The sequence below is a fragment of the Martinezella lusitana genome, assembly GCF_014207095.1.
In the GTDB taxonomy this organism is placed as follows: Bacteria; Pseudomonadota; Alphaproteobacteria; order Rhizobiales; family Rhizobiaceae; genus Rhizobium; species Rhizobium lusitanum_B.
In genome coordinates this window covers 196,882-218,046 of record NZ_JACHBG010000002.1, presented here as the reverse complement: position 1 = coordinate 218,046, position 21,165 = coordinate 196,882, and the positions used below count along the sequence as shown (strand labels likewise).

Sequence of the window (21,165 nt, the reverse complement as noted above, 5' to 3'; positions counted from 1 at the left end):
CCGCATATTTCAGGCCATAGCCAGTATCTTATGTCGGCAATCAGACGCCCGACTGGCCGTCGGAACCAATATAGGCGATGCGCAACATGTTGGTCGCGCCCGGCGTGCCGAGCGGCACACCGGCCGAAATGATGATGCGGTCGCCCGGCTTGCCGAAACCTTCGTCGGCGACGATGCGGCAAGCATTGTTGACCATATCGTCGAGGTCCGTCGCATCGTGCGTGACCACGCAGTGCAGCCCCCATACCACGGAAAGACGGCGAGCCGTCTGGATGATCGGCGACAGCGCCAGGATCGGAACCTGCGGACGCTCGCGCGAGGCGCGCATGCCCGTCGTGCCGGACGAGGTGTAGCAAACGATCGCGGCGAGCTTCAGTGTCTCGGCGATCTGACGGGCGGCAAGCGAAATCGCGTCGGCACCGGTTGCCTCAGGCAAAGCGCGCTGGGCATAGATGATGCCGGGATAATGCGGCTCGCGCTCGATGGTACCGGCGATGGACGCCATCATCGAAACGGCTTCGACCGGATAGTCGCCGGAAGCGGATTCGGCCGAGAGCATAACGGCATCGGCGCCTTCGAAGACGGCCGTTGCAACGTCGGACACTTCGGCGCGGGTCGGGACCGGCGCGGAGATCATCGATTCCAGCATCTGCGTGGCGACGACCACCGGCTTGCCGGAACGGCGGCAAGCGCGGATCAGCTGCTTCTGAATACCGGGAACGGACTCCAGCGGCATTTCAACGCCAAGGTCACCACGCGCGACCATTAGCGCGTCGGAAAGTTCAATGATTTCCTCGATGCGTTCGACAGCCTGCGGCTTTTCGATCTTCGACATCAGACCGACGCGACCATGCGAGATCTTACGGACTTCCGTGAGGTCTTCCGGGCGTTGGATGAAGGAGAGCGCGACCCAGTCGACTTCATTGGTGGCGAGAACAGCATCGAGGTCGATGCGGTCTTTCTCGGTCAGTGCGCCGACGCCGAGTAGCGTGTCGGGCAGGCTGACGCCCTTGCGGTCGGAGATCTTCGTGCCGGAAATGACCGTGGTCACGATGCTCTTGCCGTCGCACTTCTCGGCACGCAGCGCCAGCTTGCCGTCATCGATCAGCAGGCGATGGCCGGGCTGCACCGATTCCAGAATTTCCGGATGCGGCAGATAGACACGCGTGTTGTCGCCGGGGATATCCTGATTGTCGAGCGTGAAAGTCTGGCCGGGCTTCAGGTCGACTTTGGTGTCGGCAAACTTGCCGACGCGCAGCTTAGGACCCTGCAAGTCGGCGAGAATACCGATCGGACGGCCACAGCGGCTCTCGACGGCGCGAATGCGCTGGATCAGCGTGCGCATCACATCATGGCTGGCATGGCTCATGTTGATGCGGAACAGGTCCGCCCCGGCCTCATGAAGCTTCTGGATCATCTCTTCGGAGGAGGATGCCGGACCGAGCGTTGCGAGGATTTTGACTTTTCTGTTGCGTTTCATCAATTCTGGCTTTCCTGGCTGCCCGGGGTATCGGAGAGCTGAACCATCCAGCTCGCCTGACGCCCCGTGTCGTATTCCTTGAATCCCATCTTCTGGTAGCCGCGCGCGTAGCAGTCCTTCACGCCTGGGATCTTGAATTCGTTTTCCGCCACGCACATTTCGACATCGCCGGTCCAGCGGCCGCCACGAGCCGCATCTTCTGCGTAGAGATAATAATAGCGGGATTGGAGAGGCCCTTCGATCAGGGTCGCGCAGGTATTGGCCGGAATCTGCCACCAGCCTTCCGTTACCCAGCCTTCCTTGGCCCTATAGCCGATTGCCACGCCAACGAGGTTCTGTGTTCCGTTGCAAGTTCGGAAATCGGCGCGAGCCGCATTCGGCATGAAAAAGAACGGCGCTGCTACAGCGAGAATGAGGAAGGCGATTCGGGCTAGCGGACCTGACCGCTTAACGAAACGTGGCGCGACTTGGCTGGACACGGCTTCCAATTGGCTCCCGGTTATTCGTTGTTGCGTCTTCTTGCGCTGCCATCCGATGAATGTCAACGCAACTCTAATCGATTATATTTTCTTCACGGGATGGTGACGGCACCATGCGCCGCTCGCCATCCAACGGACGTTGCAAACCTTGCACCTTCCATCCGCGCATGCAATCAAACAAAGAGTTGAAAATTTTAATAATCGACAATCCGCATGACCAACTTCGCATCATTCGAAATCATATCGGGCAATCGTGACAAAGGCATGGTCATTCTCGGGGATCACGCCATGCGGCATCTGCCCGAGCGTTACGGCCGCCTGGGATTGCCGGAGGCCGCTTTTTCCCGTCATATCGCCTATGACATCGGCATAGAAAGCCTATGCCGCCATCTCTGCGAGCGATTGGGCGTGCCGGGCGTGCTCGGTGGCTTTTCCCGCCTGTTGATCGATCCGAACCGCGGCGAGGACGACCCGACGCTGATCATGAAGATCTCCGACGGAGCGATCATATCAGGCAACCACCCGATCACGGATGAAGAGTGGAACTACCGTATAGAGGCCTTCCACAGACCCTATCACAAGGCGGTCGACGAGACGATTTCCGCAGTGGCCGAGGCGACGGGCAAAGCACCCCTGATATTCTCGATGCATTCTTTCACCCCGGCATGGAAGAGCGTGCCGCGTCCCTGGCACGCAGCCGTTCTTTGGGATAGCGACGAGCGTGCCGTAGTCCCGCTTCTTGCAAAGCTTGGCGCCGATACCGATCTCGTTATTGGCGACAACGAGCCTTACGACGGCGCCTTGCGCAACGACACCATGTTCCGCCATTGCATGATGAAAGGCATTCCGCATGCGCTGCTGGAGGTCCGCCAGGATCTGATCGGCGACGAGGCTGGGGTTACCGAATGGGCCGACCGGCTGGCACCGATCTTCGCACAGATCAATGCCGATCCAGCCCTGCACGAATACAAACGCTATCCTTCGCGCACCGGTCCTTACGAGGCATGAGGCGGCGAGCGAACCGAGGAGAACAGAGATGACCGCACTTACCAGAGAACAAGAGACCGAGCTTGAAGCCGCCGCGTTCCGTCGCCTCGTCGCGCACTTGCGCGAACGCCGCGACGTCCAGAACATCGACCTGATGAATCTCGCCGGCTTCTGCCGCAACTGCCTGTCCAATTGGTACCGCGAAGCAGCCGAAGAGGCAGGTCTGCCCGTCAGCAAGGACGAGTCGCGCGAGATGATCTACGGCATGCCCTACGAGGAATGGAAGAACCAGCATCAGAAAGAGGCCTCGCCTGTGCAAAAAGCCGCTTTCGAGCAGAACAAGCCGAAAGATTAACGCTCCCTTCACCAATCCGGCTTGACCTTGCGCGCCATTCGCGGCACGTCAACTGCCCGATCGAATTCGAAATACCGCGCAGGCCCTGAAGCGAAGTGTAGCATCGGTTGAGCCACCGATCCCATTTGCAACCGGCTTCGAGCGACCCTCTAGGACCCTTTAGGAGAAGTGCATGGAAGAGAATAGCGTCGAGAACGTAGCGGCAGCCGAACTGCGCCAATTCATCGAGCGTATCGAGCGCCTGGAAGAAGAAAAGGCCGCGATCGCCTCCGACATCAAGGACGTCATGGGCGAAGCCAAGGGCCGCGGCTACGACACCAAGGCGATCCGCACGATCATCCGCCTTCGCAAGAAGGACGCGAATGAGCGCCTGGAAGAAGAATCTATCCTGCAGACCTACATGGCCGCCCTCGGCATGGAATAATCGCAGGCCTTCGACAGCCTTGCGAGATGATCGGGAGCCGGCTTGCCGGCTCCTTTCTTTTTGCCCTCACGAGAGAGACAAAGCGTCGCCAGAACCTCTCCGCCTTTCCTCGAAACGCGACAACGCTCTATCCCTTTGTTGTTACGCGATTCCGGACAGAAAGCCGCTGCGCACTTTTCCTGGAATTGCTCTATGCAAAAAGGCGCTCGATCAGGTCGGCAGCCTTGCCCTGCCAGAGCTTGCCCTTGCCGGTTCCCGACCAGAGAGACAGAAAGTCCGGCGATCCCTGTGCGGTCGAAGCGCCGCGCATGTCACGCGTGAACTTGTTCTGCGCGGGAAAGGGAAGAATCCCTTCCGGCTTTCGGTCCATTTCGTCCATGAACCGGTTTTCGATGCCGCGGGCGAAGCGGCCGGAGAAGGCGCGTGTCGTCCGCGTCCTGCGCTCCGATGTTTCGAGAAGCTTCTTGCGATAGGGTGCCGATGTCCCGGCTTCAGTACAGGCGAGGAACGCCGTCCCCATCTGCACCGCTCGCGCGCCAGCCTTCAGCGCAGCCCGTATGTCCTCTGCGGTCATAAGGCCGCCGGCCGCAATCAGGGGCACGCGGATAGTGCCTGCACATTGCGCCAGAAGGTCACGAATGCCGATCTCCGGGTCGGCGGCCTTGGCACCGAAAATGCCGCGATGCCCGCCCGTTTCGAAGCCCTGCAGCGTCACCGCATCCACGCCGCTGTCCTCGAGCGCCCTCGCCTCCTCAAGCGTGGTCGCCGTGCCAATCAGCGGAATGCCCGCCTTCTTTGCCTCGCGCACATGATCGGCAGACAATAAGCCGAAGACGAAGCTGAAACATGCCGGCTTGAGGCGCAGCACCGCCTCGAATTGCGGGCCGAAATCCTCTTCGTAAGGAGGGCTAAGTTCCGGTGATGGCAACTCCAACTCCTGGCGATATCCGGCGGTCGCCTCGATAGCGCGCTCGACCCGATCTGCAGCGACTTCGGGGATCGAGTGCGGAATAAACAGATTGATCGAAAATGGCTTGTCGGTTCGCTGGCGCACCTGGGCTGCAAACGTCTCGATCGCGGCGGCGTTGGAATAGGCGCCTCCCATGGCGCCGAGCGCACCCGCAGCCGAAGCGGCCGCCACGAGATCGACCGAGGAAGGACCGCCCGCCATCGGCGCGACGATCAAGGGATGCTTCAAACCAAGTTTTTGAAAAAGATCACTGTCCGTAAGGGCAGACATGTCCATGTTCCTTTCAGGAATGTCTGTTTGAATCTCAACTCAACATAGGCGCTGCCCGCCGGTTTGCCAAAGCAATTTCAGGATATGGGCAAGGCACCTCTCTGTCCGAAAACTACGAAAAACGAGCATTTATAATAGGTTACAGATTCCGCAACGCGTTCACCCGCGTCAGGAGCGACCAAGCGCCACGGTGCGTGCCTCGATCGCCGCAACCACCGATATCATGTCGAGCCGGCCATTGCCGAGTTCGACGCTTTCTCCGTAAAGCGTCCGGCACAGGTCGAGCAGCGGCGATGCCGTCCCGGCGGTTAGGGCGGCCTGCGCGATCAGATTTGTGCTGTTGAATGCGTCGGCAGTCGCCGCCTGCACTGAAAAATCCCGAGCGACAAGCTTCGGAATTTTCACGCGGGTCAGATCGCTGGCCATAGGCCCGGAGCCGATAGCGGCCTGGAAAGTCGAAAGATCGAGCCCGTTCCGCTCGGCAAAATGCGACGCCTCGGCAAGCCCGGCCAGCATCGTGCAGAGATAGAGATTGACCGCCAGCTTCATCAGCAGCGCATTGCCGACCGGACCGCACAGGATCGTTTCGCGGCACATCGGCACAAGCAGCAGCCTGACCTCTTCGACCGTCTCGGCATCACCACCCAGCAATGCGACGAGCTGCGCCGTCTCGGCTGGCTTCCTGGAGCCCGAAACCGGCGCTTCGACATAGCGACCACCGGCAGCAAGAATATCGGCAGCAAGTCCGCGTGAGTATTCGGGCGGGTTGGATCCCATCGAGACCACGATATGCCCGGCAACCAGATTCGCGAAACCCGGCTCTCCGCGCTGCAAAACGGCGTCCAGCACCGTTTCGTTGACAAGCATCAGGATGACGATACGGGCGCGCTCGAATACTTCCTCGACGCTTCCCGCGACCCTGGCGCCAGCCTCGCGCAACGGGTTCGTCGCTTCCGGCGACCGGTTCCAAACGACGAGCTTCGTGCCCGCTCTTGCAAGATTGAGGGCCATAGGCTGGCCCATGACGCCGAGACCGACAAAGCCGATCTCCTCGCCCGGCTCGCCGCCGGGACGTTCACTGACGTTGGTCATCACAACAACTCCGATGGTTTTCGGGTAACTATGCGATCTCAGATGTCAGCGCCCGGCGGGAGGACCCCTTTTGAGTTCCCGCCGGATGTCTATCGAGCTCCGGTCAAACTGACGCGGATCAAGGACTTTCCGCTTAGAACAGGCGGTCCAGCCACTCGTTCTTGTCCGGCGCACGGCCGAACTGGATATCGGTCAGCGCGGCCTTCAGACGGAGCGTTGTAGCCCCGGCATTGCCATCGCCGATCGTGAAATTGTGCTTGCGGCCCTTCACCTTGCCGATCGGCGTAACGACTGCCGCAGTACCGCAGGCGAAGGATTCGCGCAGGCGCCCACTCTGAGCATCGGCCTGCCACTGCTCGATCGAATAGGGCTCTTCGCGAACCGTGAGGCCCATGTCGCGTCCGAGCTTGATCAGCGAGTCGCGAGTGATGCCCGGCAGGATGGTGCCCGTCAGCGGCGGCGTCTGCAGCGAGCCGTCGTCGAAAACGAAGAAGATGTTCATGCCGCCAAGCTCTTCGATCCAGCGCTTTTCGACGGCATCGAGGAACACGACCTGATCGCAGCCTTCACGCTGGCCTTCGGCGAGCGCGGAAAGGCTTGCAGCATAGTTGCCGCCGCACTTGGCTGCACCGGTGCCGCCGGGAGCCGCGCGGGTATAATTCTCCGAAACCCAGAGCGTGACAGCCGATGCGCCGCCCTTGAAATAAGAGGCAACCGGCGAAGCTATGACGCAGAAAAGGTAGTCCGTGGCCGGCCGGGTGCCGAGCGCGGATTCCGAACCGATCATGAACGGGCGAAGATAGAGCGATGCCCCCTCGGCGGTCGGGATCCACTCGCGATCGATCTTGACCAGTTCGCGGACGGATTCGACGAAGACCTTTTCCGGCAGCGGCGGCATGGCCAGACGCTCGGCCGAATTGTGGAAGCGCTGCGCGTTGGCGGTCGGGCGGAAGAGCGCTGCCCCGCCGTCAGGCAGGTGGTAGGCCTTCATGCCTTCGAAGATTTCCTGCGCATAGTGGAGCACCACGGTCGCCGGATCGAGAGCCAGCGCCTTGCGCGCCTCGATCTTGGCGCCATGCCAGCCGCGATCCTGCGAATAGCGGATCGTCACCATGTGATCGGTGAATACGCGGCCAAAGCCCGGGTTCTGCAGCAGGGCTTCACGCTCGCTGGCCGTTGCGGGGCTCGAATTTTTCTGAATGTCGAACGTAAGTGCGTCGCCGTTACTCATGGCTCCTCCAATGCTTCATTTGTTGCGGCTTGGGCCGCCGATCTCCCGAAAGAAGAATTAAACCAAATCGGGTGGTATTTGATTGCGTTTACGCCTGTTGCCGCGCAAGTTTAAGAGCGCTTTAGATAAATTTTCGACCGGAATCGCTATTTTTCGCCCATCAGCCTGTCACGCCTTCCGTCAGCCCCATATCACAGCGCCCTCGCCACCGCTTCCGCCGCCAGAGCGCCGCTCTCGTAAGCACCGTGCGCCGTCGAGTATCGAGCCCGCGAACAAGCTTCCCCGGCAAAGAAAAGGCGATCATTATGGGGCGCGGCCAACACGCCGCGCAGGTCGGAGGCACCGGGAACAGCGTAGGAATAGGACCCGCCGACAAAAGGCTCGCTCGCCCAGGCAGACGCGACGAGAGGCGAAAGTTTCGCTCCGATACCCCCACCGAAGACGCGCTTAAGCTGTTCCACCGAAAAGTCAAAGGCTGCTTCTCTGCCTTGCCGTTCGAGATCGAGCGCAAGATCCCCGGCGAAATAGGCCTCGATAACAGGCGCGCCGAACGGCCGCAGCTGATAGGCGCCTGTACGGCGATCCTGCCGCGACCCCATGACATGCGTATCCTCGGGGAACATGCCGGGCTCGGAGGTCTGGATGAAAAGCTTGTTGGCCAGCCCGAGAGGCAAACGCGAAGCAGCCTCGATCTTCTCCGGCAGCGGCGGCCAGAAGGCGATCCGCTCTGCGGCAAGGACATTGGTGGAGACGGAGACAACAACCGCCCTTGCCTTAAGCTCACCCTTGCTTGTCGAAATGACAAGACGATCCGCGCCGCTATGGTCGATCCGGTTGACCTCAACGCCAAGAATGGTCGGCACCGGCAGACCATATGTGGCGACAAGCGTGCCGTAGCCTTCACGGACGCGCCAGTCCGGGCCGGGACCGGGGTCATAGCGGCCAAGATCGATGACCGAAGACTTGGGTAATTCCGCACCAGTCATGAATGCGCCGACGGCGTAGATCCTTTCGCACCACGGTTCGTCCGCGGGCAACATGGCCGAGAGATCGGTGTCGCCAGCTCCATCATAGGCGTCGACCCGCTCGAAAAAGTCAGCCACCGCGCTTGCGGCCGCCTTCATATCAGGGTCGTTGCGTTCGAATTGCCGTCCGCCGTCGCTCCAAGGCGCTGGCGTGCGATCGACCGTCAGGCCGATCTCTTCGGTAATCTTCGTCCAGGGATTGCCGCGCGCGCCGTGCAGCCAGCCGCAGCCGAGATCGAGTGCCGCGCCATTCGCACCGAAGGGATGGACCGTTCGCGCCCGCCCACCGACACGATCGGAAGCTTCGAGCAGCACGATGGAAAGGTCGGGCCGGAGCAACTGCAGGCGCCGGGCAGCACCGACACCGGCAGCGCCGGCGCCAATCACGGCGACGTCAACTTCGCCGCCCCTCCAGGATACGCTGGGCATTCCATTTCCTTTTCGCACACGCGCCTGACGATCTGTAACTGACCTTCGCGCGCCATGTAAACGGCACTGCGGCTGCGCATACCAAATTGCCGCATTGAGATGCGGCTGCGAATGTCGTAGTTGCTTTGGACAATAATGGGGGCAAACGTGCGGAAGCGAACCTTTGGGACAACGCAGTGGCTGGTGCGCATTCTATGCGCCGTCGCTCTGCTGTCCGTCGGCTTTGCCCACCGCCCCGCCGTTTCGGCAGCAGCCGAACCCACCCCGTTCGAACTCGCTCAATACCGCCTGCCGGATGGAACACTGCCGATCATCTGCGTCACCGAAAGGACGCTTGGCGGCAAGGAGCACAGCAAGGCCTATATGCCGGGATGCGAAGCATGCCGCATTTCCGCAGCCGCCCTGCTCCCTGCCCCGCCGACGGACATCTGCGAGCATCTCGCCTTTGTCCGTGACGATGTCGTCGTTGCCAAGAACGAAGCATTCCACCGCCAGCTTTATCCGCCCAATAGCGGCCCACGCGCTCCTCCCACCCTGCGAAGCTTTGCCTGAACCCTGCGTCCCGGCCCATGTCGTGACGCTTGTCGTCAATGGCGGCCGGACCATGCACGAGAGCAATCGTGCCGGCTGCGGGTAAGGTGTCCCTCGCGCCGATGTCTTAAAGCTTAATGGAGCGCTCATAGCGGCTCCTAAGGTGACATCGGCATGGGCAGTGACCGGAGCGGTCGCGTCTCCCCCGCAGACAGGCATTCCTCTCTCAGACTGGATCATTCCGCGCCGCCGCCTCTTCGGGGAGTCCCCCATGTCTGCCTTCACCGCGACCGAGCCGAGTGCCGTCGCAGCCGACAATATCTCACTCTATCGCGCGATCTGGCGCTGGCATTTCTTCGCCGGTCTGCTTGTCATTCCCTTCCTGCTCAATCTGGCGATCACCGGGTCCATCTATCTTTTCAAGGATCAGATCGCCGACACCTTCTATGCTCATCGCCACATCGTCGCCGACACCGGCTCCACGCTCCCGCCGCAGAAGATCGTCGACGCGGCGCTGGCGGCAATGCCGGGCGCCAAAGCGACATCCTATCGCGAGGCTGCCGCGGGAGACCGCTCCGCCATGGTAACGGTGTCGAAGGCGGGCCAATCGACGCTCGTCTACGTCAATCCGCACAATGGCGAGGTGCTCGGCTCGGTCGGCTCCAAGCAGGAGTTCAGCTGGGTCGTCAAACGCATCCACAGTCTCGAATATTTCGGCACCTGGACCAACCGCATCATCGAAATCGTCGGCGGCTTCGCCCTGATGCTTGTTGTGACCGGCATCTATCTCTGGTGGCCGCGGCGCCAGACGGGCGGCGTGCTGACGGTTCGCGGCACTCCATCCCGCCGCGTCTTCTGGCGCGATCTGCATGCCGTGACCGGCGCGATCGCCGGCATCCTCATTTTCTTCCTGGCATTCACGGGCATGCCCTGGTCCGGCTATTGGGGCGCCAATGTCAACGCCTGGCTGACGGCAAACGACTTGGGAACGCCGGCGGCGGTCTGGGACGACGTTCCGAAATCGACGAAGGTGACACAGGATGTCGTCAGCCGCGCCGGCTGGATCGTCGAGAACGCTCCCGTTCCGCTTTCCAACACGGCTTCAGTTCAATCGGCCCGGCCGATCGGCCTGAATGAAGCCGTCAACATCATGCACGGATTGGGAATGATCGCCGGCGCAGATCTGGCAATCCCGACCAACGAGACGGGCGTCTACACCGCCAGCCATTACTTCGGTGATCTCGGCAAGGAGCGCACCGTTCATATCGACCAGTACTCCGGCAAACCGCTGGTCGATATTTCCTTCGATCAATATCCGGCGCTCGGCAAGGCGATCGAATGGGGCATCAACGTCCATCAGGGACAGGAATGGGGCCTCTTCAACCAGTTGCTGATGCTGGCGACCTGCCTTGCCATCATCCTCAGTTGCATCACCGCCGTCATGATGTGGTGGAAGCGCCGGCCGACCGGCCGCCTCGGCGTGCCGCCCATGCCACCGCAGAGGTCCGTCTATATCGGCCTGTGGCTGATCGCGATCGTCTTCGGCGCGGCCTTTCCGCTGACCGGTTTCGCCATCGTGGTGATGCTGCTGCTCGACCAGACCATCCTTCGTTTCGTACCGCCGCTGAAGCGGTTCTTCTCATGAAAGGCGGCGCGGCAGCATCTGCCGCGCAGCACCCAGATCTCCAGAGGAAACCGATCATGAACCATTTTATCAGCTCTTTCGTTGCCGCCAGCCTCTGCGTCGCTGCTCCGGGGCTGGCTTGCGCCGCCGACATAACGCTTGGAAGCCTCAAGATCGCCAACCCCTACGCCCGCGCCATGGTGCCGGGCGCCGAGGTCGGCGGGGGCTATATGACCATCACCAATAGCGGCAAGACCGACGACCGATTGATCTCCGCAACATCATCGAGAGCAGCCAAGGTCGAGATCCATGAAATGAAAATGGACAAGGACGTCATGGTGATGCGCAAGCTCGAAAGCGGCTTGGCTCTCCCGGCTGGCAAGAGCGTCCAGCTGAAGCCCGGCAGCTACCATGTCATGTTCATGGATGTCATCGACCCCTTCAAGCAGGGCGAGACGATCCGGGCGAGATTGACCTTCGAAAAGGCCGGATCGATCGATGTCGACTTCGCCGTCGGGTCGGCGATTGCCAAGAAGGCCGACAATGGAGGCGACCATGCCAACGCAGCTGAATGAACGACGTAGCGCCAGCCGCATCTCCCTTCACAACAGACGTCAGAAGCCGATGTTCACCAGAGAATGGTCCATCCCGGCGATCCTGACGATCTTCCTGCTCGGCGTCTGCGGCTTGATCGCCTATTTCACCTGGAGCCTCATCCCGCCGGCAACGGCAGCGGAGAACCAGATGGGCGGGCCGTTCAACCTGATCGACGACCGCGGTCAACCGATCACGGAACAGACGCTCAAGGGCCATCCTTCACTGATCTACTTCGGCTATACCCATTGCCCCGATGTGTGCCCGACGACGCTCTTCGAGATGGCCGGCTGGTTCAAGACGCTCGGTCCCGAGGCGGACAGGCTGAAGGCCTATTTCTTTTCCGTGAACCCCGAACGCGACACAGCTGAAGTCATGCACAAATACACCGGCAACTTCACGGATCGCATCACTGGCATCACCGGCGATCCCGCCGAAATGCAGAAGGCCGTCAAGGCTTGGCGCATCTATGCCAAGAAGGTGCCTTCTCCCGGCGGAGATTACACGATGGATCACACCGCCTCGGTTCTGCTCGTCGACACCAGCGGCAATCTTCGCGGCCTGATCGCCTATGGCGAAGACAATGGCGTCGCATTGCAAAAGATCCGCAACCTTCTGAAATGAACGGCCGTCGGCCGCCCACATCAAATCCCCGGCAACATAAGTTGCCAGCAAACCGGCCGCAGCCCCTGCGGCACCCACAACCAAAAGGAAAACCACATGCCCCGGATGAAGACGCTGCTTCTCGCCACACTGACCGCCAGCCTCGCACTTGCAGGGCAGGCCTTTGCACATGCCCACCTCAAATCCTCGGCGCCTGCCGCCGATAGCGCCGTGAAGCAGACGCCAGCGGAACTCGACCTCACCTTTACCGAGAGCCTCAACCTGAAATTCAGCGGCGCGACCGTTACCGGCCCGGACAAGAAGGCGGTGAAAACAGGCGCCTCGTCGCTGATGGACAGTGACAAGACGCTGATGGTTCCCGTGAGCGATAAGCTCGCTCCCGGCAAATACACGGTCGACTGGCACGTGCTCTCGACGGATGGCCACAAGACCAACGGCACCTACAGCTTCACAGTCGCGCCCTGATCCGAGATGTCCAGAGCGGCTGGCACAGCCGCTCTGCAAGATGGGTTCGACAGGGAAGCAGGCGCGGCCGGCGACTAGCCGGACACGCATTTCCTGACGAATTGCAGCCAGGTGTCGTTGCGTCGCACGGTCGCCCTCGGTAAGCCGAACGGATCGTCGTGCGGCCTTGCCCTGCCACGCTGCGTCGTGGTCGCCGCGCTATAGCCAGCCTCGCGGACCAGCTTTCGATCGAGCGGCTTTTCATCGCCATAGGGAAAGCAGAACGACGAAACCTCGACAGCGAGCATATCTTCCAGCAGACCGCGTGATTGGGAGATCTGGCGACGTGCTTCCCCTTCGTCCAAATGCGGCAGGTGGACATGGTCGAGCGTATGCGAACCGATCTCGTGCCCCAAGCTGCTCCAGTGGCGCAACTGCTCCTCTGACATGCAAGCAGCAGGTCCGACACCAAGCGGCACGTCCCAGACATTGCCGCCGCCGATCTGATTGGCGACCACGAAATTCGTTGCGGTGAAGCCGTGCTCCTGCAGCACCGGCAGGGCATTCTCATAGACGTTCAGGTAGCTGTCGTCGAAGGTGATGGCGGCGACCTTACCTGTCTTCGCGCCCATGACGTAAGGCATCGCTTCGCGCAGCGACAACCCCTGTATTCCGAGCCTTTTCAGCCATTTCATCTGACTGCGGAAAGCGTCGGGGTGGACGACCATGCTTCTGAACGGCGCCCGGCCCGAAGGCGGCACCGCAATCTGATGATATGCGAGGATAGGAACGGGCAAATTGATGGTCTCAAGGTCAGATGGATCGGCGCGAACGCAGTGCAATTCTTGTACGGTATAGCGGTCGCAGCACCTCTCTGGAAAGCCTTTCCATCAGCGTCCTGCTACTCTTGATCGTGCTGCCACCGAGCTGCGAGGAGATTTCATGAACGCCGCCGGGCAGAACCGCAAGCGGCGAAACATGGGTCAGCCAACTCATCTGCACAAACGTATCGACCGGACGGTCGAAGGCCTCGGTCGCTTCCAGCAGACGAACGGCCGCCTCGCGAGTTACAAGCTGCGCCACCATGCCAAGGCCGATGCGGACCGGACGGATGACAGTGGTCCGGCCCTGCGTCAGCACGCTTCTCCCCTGTTCCTTACCCATGCGGAAAGGAAAGCGAATGAAAGCGCCGGCCGTCAGGCAAGCCTTGGCAGCCGCAAAAGCCGCCGGGAAAAGATCATCAACCTCCACATCGTCTTCGAAGATGAGACCCGCATCAATATCCTGCTCGACGATGGTGGCCCACGCTTTCCGGTGCGACAGGAAGCAGGCGATCTCGCCGGTGCTCAATTCGAAGGGATAGGTCGGCTTATGAAGCCGGCGGCGATACACCCGGTCGATCTCGGCCTTGGTCAGCCGCCGTCCATCGACTGCCTCAACGATTTCGCAGGGGACCTGAAGCTGCGCCATCAGCCTTTCGACCTGCGGCATGCGATCACGCGCACGATCCAGGTGGACGACGAAGGCGCGAATGACAGGCTGGCCCGGCTCGCCCGCGCCAGTCTTGGAAGCGTTGTCGAATCCGAATCCCATATGCGATCTTTCAAGCGGGATCGCTGAAGACGGATTGAATTCGCGATTCTGCATTAAATATAACCCCGATATTGTGGAAGCAGGCTCTAGCAACCGTGAATGAAAGCGAGATTAGGCAAAACTGAGCCAAAACTGAAAATCGCCTTTTATTCAACCCTGATATATGACGCGATATAGAGACACATCTCGAGATGTAGTCTCGCGATGGATTGGCAAACCTCACAAAAGCATGCTGATTCGACCGCTCGCGATCTTGTCGCTGACCCAGCGACGCTCGTCCGGCCAGGAATGGCGCGTCGCTCCCTCCCAGCTGAAGCCGCACAATTTCACCTCCCATTCACAGGCAGGCAGGGTCGAAAGTGCGTAGCGGATACCAAAGAATCCGGCGCTGACAGAGGCCTGATGCATCCGGCAGCCGGTAACCCCGAGCTCCGCATAGCCGTCAATGTAAAACTGCGGCGGCATGATGCGGACTTCCTTGCCGGCGGTCCCGACGAGCTCAATCGTGCGTTTGACCCAGTCACCCGCACGCCGCTCGCGGGGCGACAAGGAGCGCAACCTGCGGCGAGGCTTGCGGACACTCTCGGGATGACAGGCAAGCACGATTTTCTCCGCAGCCTTGAAAGCAGTGCTCTCAAGGAAAGATAGGGCGGCTGACCCGCGTTGCGTCGTTCCGCCAACGGCTCCAAGCACAAGGATGTCCGTGCGCGACCCACTCATGCCGGCCGAGGCCGTAGGCTCGTCGAAGCGCATCGTGAACTCCGCACTATCCACAATCTCGGATAGATCACGATGCAGTTTTCCGTTGCCGATAATAACAGCCGTCTTGCGCATAAGCTGAAAATGCCCACCCCTGATATTTTCTGCAGCAGCTATGCAATATTAAATAAAATTAAGTCAATATTACTACCGAACAAAGGAAGCAGCACAATAATCTAAATGGGTTGGGGCTATTATTTGCGCTGGGCGCCTAGCGTTAAGCCGGGAGGCTTCCGTCTAAAGCATCCCTGTCCTCGACAAAGTTCCGGAAATGCTCTATCTCTTTGTTTCTCCGCAAATTCACTGAGAGTTTCTGCTGCAGTTGCTCTGGAAGAGTTCGGTCGCGATACTTCTGCATCGATGTAGCTGCATGCAATACTACATGGCATAGCGACATAAAAAAGGAGCCCAAGCGGGCTCCCTGAATGCCAGAATGCGGTCTTTACTATTCGACCGAGTTGAACTTCTTCACCTGAAGGAAGTTCACGGCCGAACCGCTGAAACGCTCCGGATCAATCGATGCTGTCTGCATCTTGAAGCCATCCGTATAGACGGCCGTCGGCTGGGCCCGAAGTGCCGGGCTTACGAAACGTGGCGCCTTGACCGGACGGTTGACGATCTCGACGCGAGCCTTGGCGATCGCCCACTGGGAAATCATCTTTTCCGTCAGCTTCGGCGCAGTCGTGATCGTTGCATGGCCAGCATCCGCATCGACCGCATCCTGCTTGTTCGGGCGGCCGCCCTTGGCGGGAATGCCCGCTGCGATCGGACGCTCCTGCGGCCGTGCTGCATCGAAATTATCGTTGAAGCGACGGCTGGTTGCCTTGACCTCATTGCGGATCGGCGCCAGTGCGGCCACCTGCATCGGCATTTGCTGCGCCGGCCTCTGCTGCGGCAGAACGGACGCGATCGCCTGTGCCGCGCTGTTGTCAATGGCGCCATTGTTCGCCTGCGCAATCTCATCCTTCGACGCAACATTGTTGAGCGGCGGGGTCACCGCGGCGGCAACATTGACGTCAGACCGATCCGGCCGGCTCTGCTCGAGCGCAGCGATGATCGAAGGCGAGAGCGTGTTCGCATCCGCCTGATCATCCATGGCTTCCTGATCGACATTGGCAGAAGCCAGCAGACTCTCGGCGACTTCGGGACGCTGCACCGGCAGAGGAACGGCTGCAATCTGCCCCCTCATATCAGCTTCGGCGGATGCGACTTCGGCGTCGCCGGGCGCCCGGCGCTCAAGCAACGAAGGCACCGGCACACGATAGGAGCGCAGATCGGCATATTGCGGCTGGTCGTTGGCTTCAGGCATAGCCGCGGCAAGCGCCGCCTGAGCATCGTTGCTCGGCTGCGATACGAGAGCTGACGCAACCTCGCTGCCTGCAGTCTGATTGCTGAAAGCCGGACGAACTTGCGGAACGGGTGCATTCACGCTGGCAACCCGAACCTGAGGCTTGGTTTCGGCCTGAACCGGCGCGCTATCATCGCCATCGTCGGAGGCAGCCGGAGCCGGCTGGCCCTTGCGGCTAGCCGAAGCGACAGCCACAGGCGCCGCTGCTACGCCGCTTTCCGCATTGTCCTCTTCCTCATCCGCACCGCCGCCGATACCGAACAGGCGGGCGAAGAAGCCACGACGAGGCGAAGAAGAGCTGGCGATCTGAATGTCTGATGACATGCGGCGCTTATAATCGGCAACCGCTTCCTGATAGCCCGGCAACGGCCGGCCATCGGCTGGAATATGCATCGTCTTGCCGTTCGGGAATAGCCGAACCAGATCCTGGCGATCCATGCGCGGCCACGCGCGCACGCCGCCGACGTCCATGTGCACGAAGGGCGAACCGGAGGTCGGATAGTAACCGACGCCACCCTCTTGAAGCTTCATGCCGATTTCGCGCAGCTTGGAAAGCTTGACGTCCGGAAGATAGAAATCCATCGCATTGCCGAGCATGTGCTGGCTTTTCTTGGCAACACCGGTATGGGAGGAGCGCGTGCGCAGCATCTCGTTGGTGCCCGGAGACCGAAAACCACAGATCACGTAGATGAATTCGTGCGAACCGCTTTCGCGATAGGCTTCCCAGATCAGGTCGAACAGGCGCGGGTTCATCTTGGTCGGCTGGTTCTTGCGCCAGTCGCGCAGGATGCGGTTCAGCTTTTCCAGACCATCCGGATCGAACTTGCCATTGCGCTTGTAGGTGATGACGGCCTTTTCGCCGGTGTGGACGTAATAGATCTTCAGGCTGCGGGTTTCGCCGCCCGCCTGCGAGGGAGTGCTGACGAATACAGGTGTAGAAACGGCCAAAGCAAGGAGGCCAACGGCTGCAACCTTGGCCACCTTGCTGAATAGATTCGAGCACACAGAAAGCCGGCTCAAGCTATTAGGCTTGGTATTTCTACTCAAATTCGGCAATTCGATCCCCGTCCGACAGACAATGTCGCATCGTGTTCCAAATGGCTGTCAATTGCGGTGACACGATGGCAAAAATGCCACACATGGTCGCCCTCTTCATACATGGTGAACGATGCACTAACAAGTGCTTTACGACGGGTAACAAAATATGCTTGCTTAAACGTTAAGCATCCCTTTACGCCGCGCTTTTCTGCGGGTCATCCGGGTCTATCCCGTAATCCTTCAACTTGCGATAGAGAGTTGAGCGGCCGATTCCCAGTTTCCGTGCGACCTGGCTCATCTGGCCGCGATAGAATTTCAGGGCGAATCGGATCAGTTCCTCCTCGACATCAGCCAGTTTTCGAACATCGCCCGATATATTGGTGCTGACGATGACATTGTCGGAGGCACCCGATAGAGCGTCACCTCCGGAATGCAGAGAGGTTGCAACCGCCTCGGATGGAACAACGCGCATGCTGCGTTCCGTCCGCTCTTCCGTCGCGGTTTCGCCAGCGTAAGCGTGGGAATTATCCACAACTAACGTTGGCTGTTCGCCGGAGAAATAGCCCGGCAATTGCGCGGCGATCTGCGGAAAATCGGTATCCTGCAGCTCCGGCCCTTCGGAAAGAACGACCGCGCGGAACACGGCATTTTCCAGCTGGCGGATGTTGCCGGGCCAGTCATAGGCCGTCAGCAGAGCAAGCGCGCTGTTGCTGATCGAGAGCGAATAGTCGAGTCGCTGCTCGACTGCGAAACGATCGGCGAAGGCACGTGCCAGATGCGGAATGTCTTCCTTGCGACGGCGCAACGCCGGCATGGTGATCGGGAAAACGTTCAAGCGGTAGTAGAGATCCTCGCGGAACCGGCCGGCCTTGACCTCTTCGATCAGGTCCTTGTTGGTCGCCGAAATCAGCCGGACGTTGACCTTCTGCGCGACGCGCGCGCCGACGGTCTCGATCTCGCCCTGCTGCACGGCGCGCAGCAGCTTCACCTGGACTTCCAGTGGCAGATCGCCAATCTCGTCGAGGAACAGCGTACCGCCATCGGCCTCCATGAATTTACCGACGTGGCGTTCGGCCGCTCCTGTGAATGCGCCCTTCTCGTGTCCGAAGAGGATACTTTCGACAAGGTTGTGCGGGATCGCGCCGCAGTTCACGGTGACGAACGGCTTGCCGGCGCGGTCGCTGCCGGCCTGGATGGCGCGGGCGACAAGTTCCTTGCCGACGCCGGACTCGCCTTCCAGCACGACGGGGATATTCGATTGCGCCGCACGATGGGCGAGATCGAGCACGCGCATCATCGCCGGGCTTGCCGAGACGATGTCGTCGAAGGTGATGGCGCTGGAGCGCGACTTGCGCCCGGCACGAGCCTTCGCCTCACGCTGATCGAGCTTGAGCGCATTGGCAATGGACGCAGCTATGCGTTCCGGAGATACCGGCTTGACGACAAAATCGAAGGCGCCGGCCCGCATGGCCTGCACCACGGTGTCGATGCCGCCCTGCCCCGTTTGCACGATCACAGGCAGATCGATCCCCATATCGTTCAGCGCACCCAGAAACTCGATGCCGTTCATTTCCGGCATCATGAGATCGAGCACGATCACGTTGATCTGCTCGCTGTTGCGCTTCAAAACTTCAAGGCCGAAACGGCCATTCTCTGCCAGATGGGCAACGTGTCCGTGCCGCTCGATGGCATTTTTCAGCAGACGGCGTTGAATCGGATCATCCTCAACAACGAGAATCTGCGCGCCAACCTTGGCGCCACTATAAACGGTCATTGGTGCCTCACTTCATGCGAAACCTGACGCAGACACTCGCAGAAAGGCTTGAACATGAAGTTTTGCCAAATCATTGCATTTTAATCATTGTGACGAATGTATCCTGGCCTATGATTCAACCCGCCGGTGCAGGAAAATCAGGCCTTGCGACAGGCTTTCCAGCCGAATAGACACGAACGAACCGGACGTTCCGAAATAATAAAGCAGAGGAAATATCGCCCATGAGCCCGACCTCGCTCCGTCAATCCCTTAACTTCGCAGTAAGCCAGGCAGCCGCCGACAACGCGCTCGGAGAGCTGCCGGCCTGGAAGCTCAGCGACCTCTATCCATCTGCGACTTCGCCGGAATTCCTGGGCGACATGGAAAAGGCCGGCAGGCTGGCTGTTGCCTTTGAGGAAAAATGGAAGGGCAAGCTTGCAGATGCCGCTGGCAAGACCGGTGAAGCGGGAATCGGCGCGGCCATCAAAGAATATGAGGCGCTCGATGACATTATGGGCCGTCTCGGCTCTTTCGCAGGCCTTACCTATTTTTCCAACACCAGCGATCCCGCCAACGGCAAGCTCTATGGCGATGTACAGACGCGACTGACTGACTACGCCGCCCACCTGCTGTTCTTCTCGCTGGAACTGAACCGCATCGATGACGCCGTCATGGATGCCTGCATGGCGAACGACGCAACCGCTGGCCACTACCGCCCCTGGATCGTCGACCTGCGCAAGGACAAGCCGCATCAGCTCGACGACAAGCTTGAGCAGCTGTTCCTCGAGAAGTCCATGACCAGTGCCGCCGCCTTCAACCGGCTGTTTGACGAGACGATGGCCGAGCTGCGCTTCGAGATCGACGGCGAAAAGCATCCGCTGGAAGTCGCGCTGAACATGCTGCAGGAGAAGGATCCGGAAGCGCGTCGCAAGGCCGCGATGGCGCTGGCCGAAACCTTCAAGGCCAATCTGCGCACCTTCACGCTGATCACCAATACGCTCGCCAAGGACAAGGAGATTTCCGACCGCTGGCGCGGCTTCGAAGACATCGCCGACAGCAGACATCTGGCAAACCGCGTCGAGCGCGAGGTCGTCGACGCCTTGGCAGCTGCCGTGCGCGACGCCTATCCGCGCCTTTCGCACCGCTATTACAAGATGAAGGCCAAGTGGCTCGGCATGGACCAGATGAACTTCTGGGACCGCAACGCGCCGCTGCCGGAAACGCCCAATGCGCTGATCCCCTGGGTCGACGCCAAGGAAACGGTTCTGTCTGCCTACGGCAGCTTCGCGCCCGAAATGGCCGATATCGCTAAGCGCTTCTTCGATGAAGAGTGGATCGATGCACCGGTACGCCCGGGCAAGGCGCCGGGTGCGTTCGCGCATCCGACCGTGCCGTCAGCCCATCCCTATGTGCTCGTCAACTACATGGGCAAGCCGCGTGATGTGATGACGCTTGCGCACGAACTCGGCCACGGCGTGCATCAGGTGCTGGCCGGCGGTCAGGGCGCGCTGATGTGCCAGACACCGCTGACGCTGGCCGAGACGGCGTCCGTCTTCGGTGAGATGCTGACTTTCCGCGCGCTCCTCGACAAGACCACCGACAAGCGCGAGCGCAAGGCGATGCTTGCCCAGAAGGTCGAGGACATGATCAATACGGTCGTGCGCCAGATCGCCTTCTACGAATTCGAGCGCAAGGTGCATACCGCCCGCAAGAACGGCGAGCTGACTGCTGACGACATCAATGCTTTGTGGCTTTCCGTGCAGGCAGAAAGCCTCGGACCGGCGATCAAGATCTCCGAGGGCTATGAGACCTACTGGGCCTACATCCCTCACTTCATCCACTCGCCCTTTTATGTCTACGCCTATGCCTTCGGCGATTGCCTCGTAAACTCGCTCTATGCGGTCTACCGCAATGCCGAAAAGGGCTTCCAGGAGAAGTATTTCGAGCTTCTGAAGGCCGGCGGCACCAAGCATCACTCCGAACTCCTGAAGCCTTTCGGCCTCGACGCGACCGATCCGTCGTTCTGGAGCAAGGGATTGTCGATGATCGAAGGGCTGATCGACGAGCTGGAAGCACTAGATAAGGATCTGTAACCCAGATCGGCAAAGAACCGCG

At 60.2% G+C, this 21,165-nt stretch carries 20 protein-coding genes; 9 read left to right on the top strand and 11 right to left on the bottom strand.

Translation table 11 applies throughout. The features are described from left to right. Positions 1-40: 40 nt before the first annotated feature. On the bottom strand, positions 41-1,480 hold the full coding sequence (pyk, locus tag GGD46_RS05575) for a pyruvate kinase (RefSeq protein ID WP_184702612.1): 1,440 nt from the start codon (positions 1,478-1,480) through the stop codon (positions 41-43). Further along, positions 1,480-1,968, bottom strand: a complete 489-nt coding sequence (locus tag GGD46_RS05570) for a DUF1036 domain-containing protein (protein WP_184703222.1) — start codon at positions 1,966-1,968, stop codon at positions 1,480-1,482. The genes pyk and GGD46_RS05570 overlap by 1 nt, the downstream gene beginning before the upstream one ends. A gap of 204 nt (positions 1,969-2,172) precedes the next feature. Here GGD46_RS05570 and GGD46_RS05565 point away from each other — a divergent pair, with 204 nt between their 5' ends. From GGD46_RS05565 to GGD46_RS05555, 3 genes are all read left to right on the top strand, one after another. Further along, entirely contained in the window at positions 2,173-2,967 is a 795-nt protein-coding gene (locus tag GGD46_RS05565) for an N-formylglutamate amidohydrolase (RefSeq protein ID WP_184702610.1), read from the top strand. 28 nt (positions 2,968-2,995) lie between these two features. After that, positions 2,996-3,301, top strand: coding sequence for a DUF1244 domain-containing protein (locus GGD46_RS05560; RefSeq protein ID WP_184702608.1), 306 nt, complete (start codon positions 2,996-2,998; stop codon positions 3,299-3,301). A gap of 172 nt (positions 3,302-3,473) precedes the next feature. After that, positions 3,474-3,725: a DUF2312 domain-containing protein gene (locus GGD46_RS05555; protein WP_004117455.1), complete on the top strand. Its 252-nt coding sequence runs from the start codon at positions 3,474-3,476 to the stop codon at positions 3,723-3,725. Positions 3,726-3,915: 190 nt separating this feature from the next. Here the strand turns inward: GGD46_RS05555 and GGD46_RS05550 are convergent, their stop codons facing one another. From GGD46_RS05550 to GGD46_RS05535, 4 genes are all read right to left on the bottom strand, one after another. Then, positions 3,916-4,965: an NAD(P)H-dependent flavin oxidoreductase gene (locus GGD46_RS05550; RefSeq protein ID WP_184702607.1), complete on the bottom strand. Its 1,050-nt coding sequence runs from the start codon at positions 4,963-4,965 to the stop codon at positions 3,916-3,918. 168 nt (positions 4,966-5,133) lie between these two features. Further along, positions 5,134-6,057: an NAD(P)-dependent oxidoreductase gene (locus GGD46_RS05545; RefSeq protein ID WP_184702605.1), complete on the bottom strand. Its 924-nt coding sequence runs from the start codon at positions 6,055-6,057 to the stop codon at positions 5,134-5,136. 133 nt (positions 6,058-6,190) lie between these two features. After that, positions 6,191-7,288, bottom strand: a complete 1,098-nt coding sequence (locus GGD46_RS05540; protein WP_184702603.1) for a branched-chain amino acid aminotransferase — start codon at positions 7,286-7,288, stop codon at positions 6,191-6,193. Between the two features lie 191 nt (positions 7,289-7,479). Beyond that, positions 7,480-8,742, bottom strand: coding sequence for an NAD(P)/FAD-dependent oxidoreductase (locus GGD46_RS05535; RefSeq protein WP_184702600.1), 1,263 nt, complete (start codon positions 8,740-8,742; stop codon positions 7,480-7,482). Positions 8,743-8,877: 135 nt separating this feature from the next. Between GGD46_RS05535 and GGD46_RS05530 the strand changes: the two genes are divergently transcribed. The 5 genes from GGD46_RS05530 (at position 8,878) to copC (ending at position 12,580) form a co-directional block, all read left to right on the top strand. Further along, complete coding sequence (locus GGD46_RS05530; RefSeq protein ID WP_184703221.1) at positions 8,878-9,294, top strand: hypothetical protein; 417 nt, start codon at positions 8,878-8,880, stop codon at positions 9,292-9,294. A gap of 250 nt (positions 9,295-9,544) precedes the next feature. Then, the gene (locus GGD46_RS05525; RefSeq protein WP_184702598.1) at positions 9,545-10,918 is read left to right on the top strand and encodes a PepSY domain-containing protein; all 1,374 of its coding nucleotides are present in this window, start codon (positions 9,545-9,547) and stop codon (positions 10,916-10,918) included. 56 nt (positions 10,919-10,974) lie between these two features. Further along, a complete protein-coding gene (locus GGD46_RS05520; RefSeq protein ID WP_246806219.1) occupies positions 10,975-11,472 on the top strand; it encodes a copper chaperone PCu(A)C in 498 nt (165 codons plus the stop codon). Between the two features lie 49 nt (positions 11,473-11,521). Further along, positions 11,522-12,115 (top strand): SCO family protein, encoded by a 594-nt coding sequence (locus GGD46_RS05515; RefSeq protein ID WP_184703220.1) that lies wholly within the window; start codon positions 11,522-11,524, stop codon positions 12,113-12,115. Positions 12,116-12,211: 96 nt separating this feature from the next. Beyond that, complete coding sequence (copC, locus tag GGD46_RS05510) at positions 12,212-12,580, top strand: copper homeostasis periplasmic binding protein CopC (RefSeq protein WP_184702593.1); 369 nt, start codon at positions 12,212-12,214, stop codon at positions 12,578-12,580. A 74-nt stretch (positions 12,581-12,654) separates the two neighbouring features. Here copC and GGD46_RS05505 read toward each other — a convergent pair whose 3' ends face one another. From GGD46_RS05505 to GGD46_RS05485, 5 genes are all read right to left on the bottom strand, one after another. Next, positions 12,655-13,356 carry a polysaccharide deacetylase family protein gene (locus tag GGD46_RS05505; protein ID WP_184702591.1) on the bottom strand — a complete coding sequence of 234 codons (702 nt, stop codon included), beginning with the start codon at positions 13,354-13,356 and terminating at the stop codon, positions 12,655-12,657. A gap of 16 nt (positions 13,357-13,372) precedes the next feature. After that, positions 13,373-14,152, bottom strand: coding sequence for a glycosyltransferase family 25 protein (locus GGD46_RS05500; RefSeq protein WP_246806217.1), 780 nt, complete (start codon positions 14,150-14,152; stop codon positions 13,373-13,375). Positions 14,153-14,371: 219 nt separating this feature from the next. After that, positions 14,372-14,905, bottom strand: coding sequence for a hypothetical protein (locus tag GGD46_RS05495; protein WP_313206286.1), 534 nt, complete (start codon positions 14,903-14,905; stop codon positions 14,372-14,374). Positions 14,906-15,356: 451 nt separating this feature from the next. After that, entirely contained in the window at positions 15,357-17,315 is a 1,959-nt protein-coding gene (locus GGD46_RS05490) for a DUF882 domain-containing protein (RefSeq protein WP_184702585.1), read from the bottom strand. Between the two features lie 175 nt (positions 17,316-17,490). Further along, on the bottom strand, positions 17,491-19,071 hold the full coding sequence (locus GGD46_RS05485; protein ID WP_184702583.1) for a sigma-54-dependent transcriptional regulator: 1,581 nt from the start codon (positions 19,069-19,071) through the stop codon (positions 17,491-17,493). 221 nt (positions 19,072-19,292) lie between these two features. Here GGD46_RS05485 and GGD46_RS05480 point away from each other — a divergent pair, with 221 nt between their 5' ends. Next, on the top strand, positions 19,293-21,143 hold the full coding sequence (locus GGD46_RS05480; RefSeq protein ID WP_184702581.1) for a M3 family oligoendopeptidase: 1,851 nt from the start codon (positions 19,293-19,295) through the stop codon (positions 21,141-21,143). Positions 21,144-21,165 lie beyond the last annotated feature (22 nt).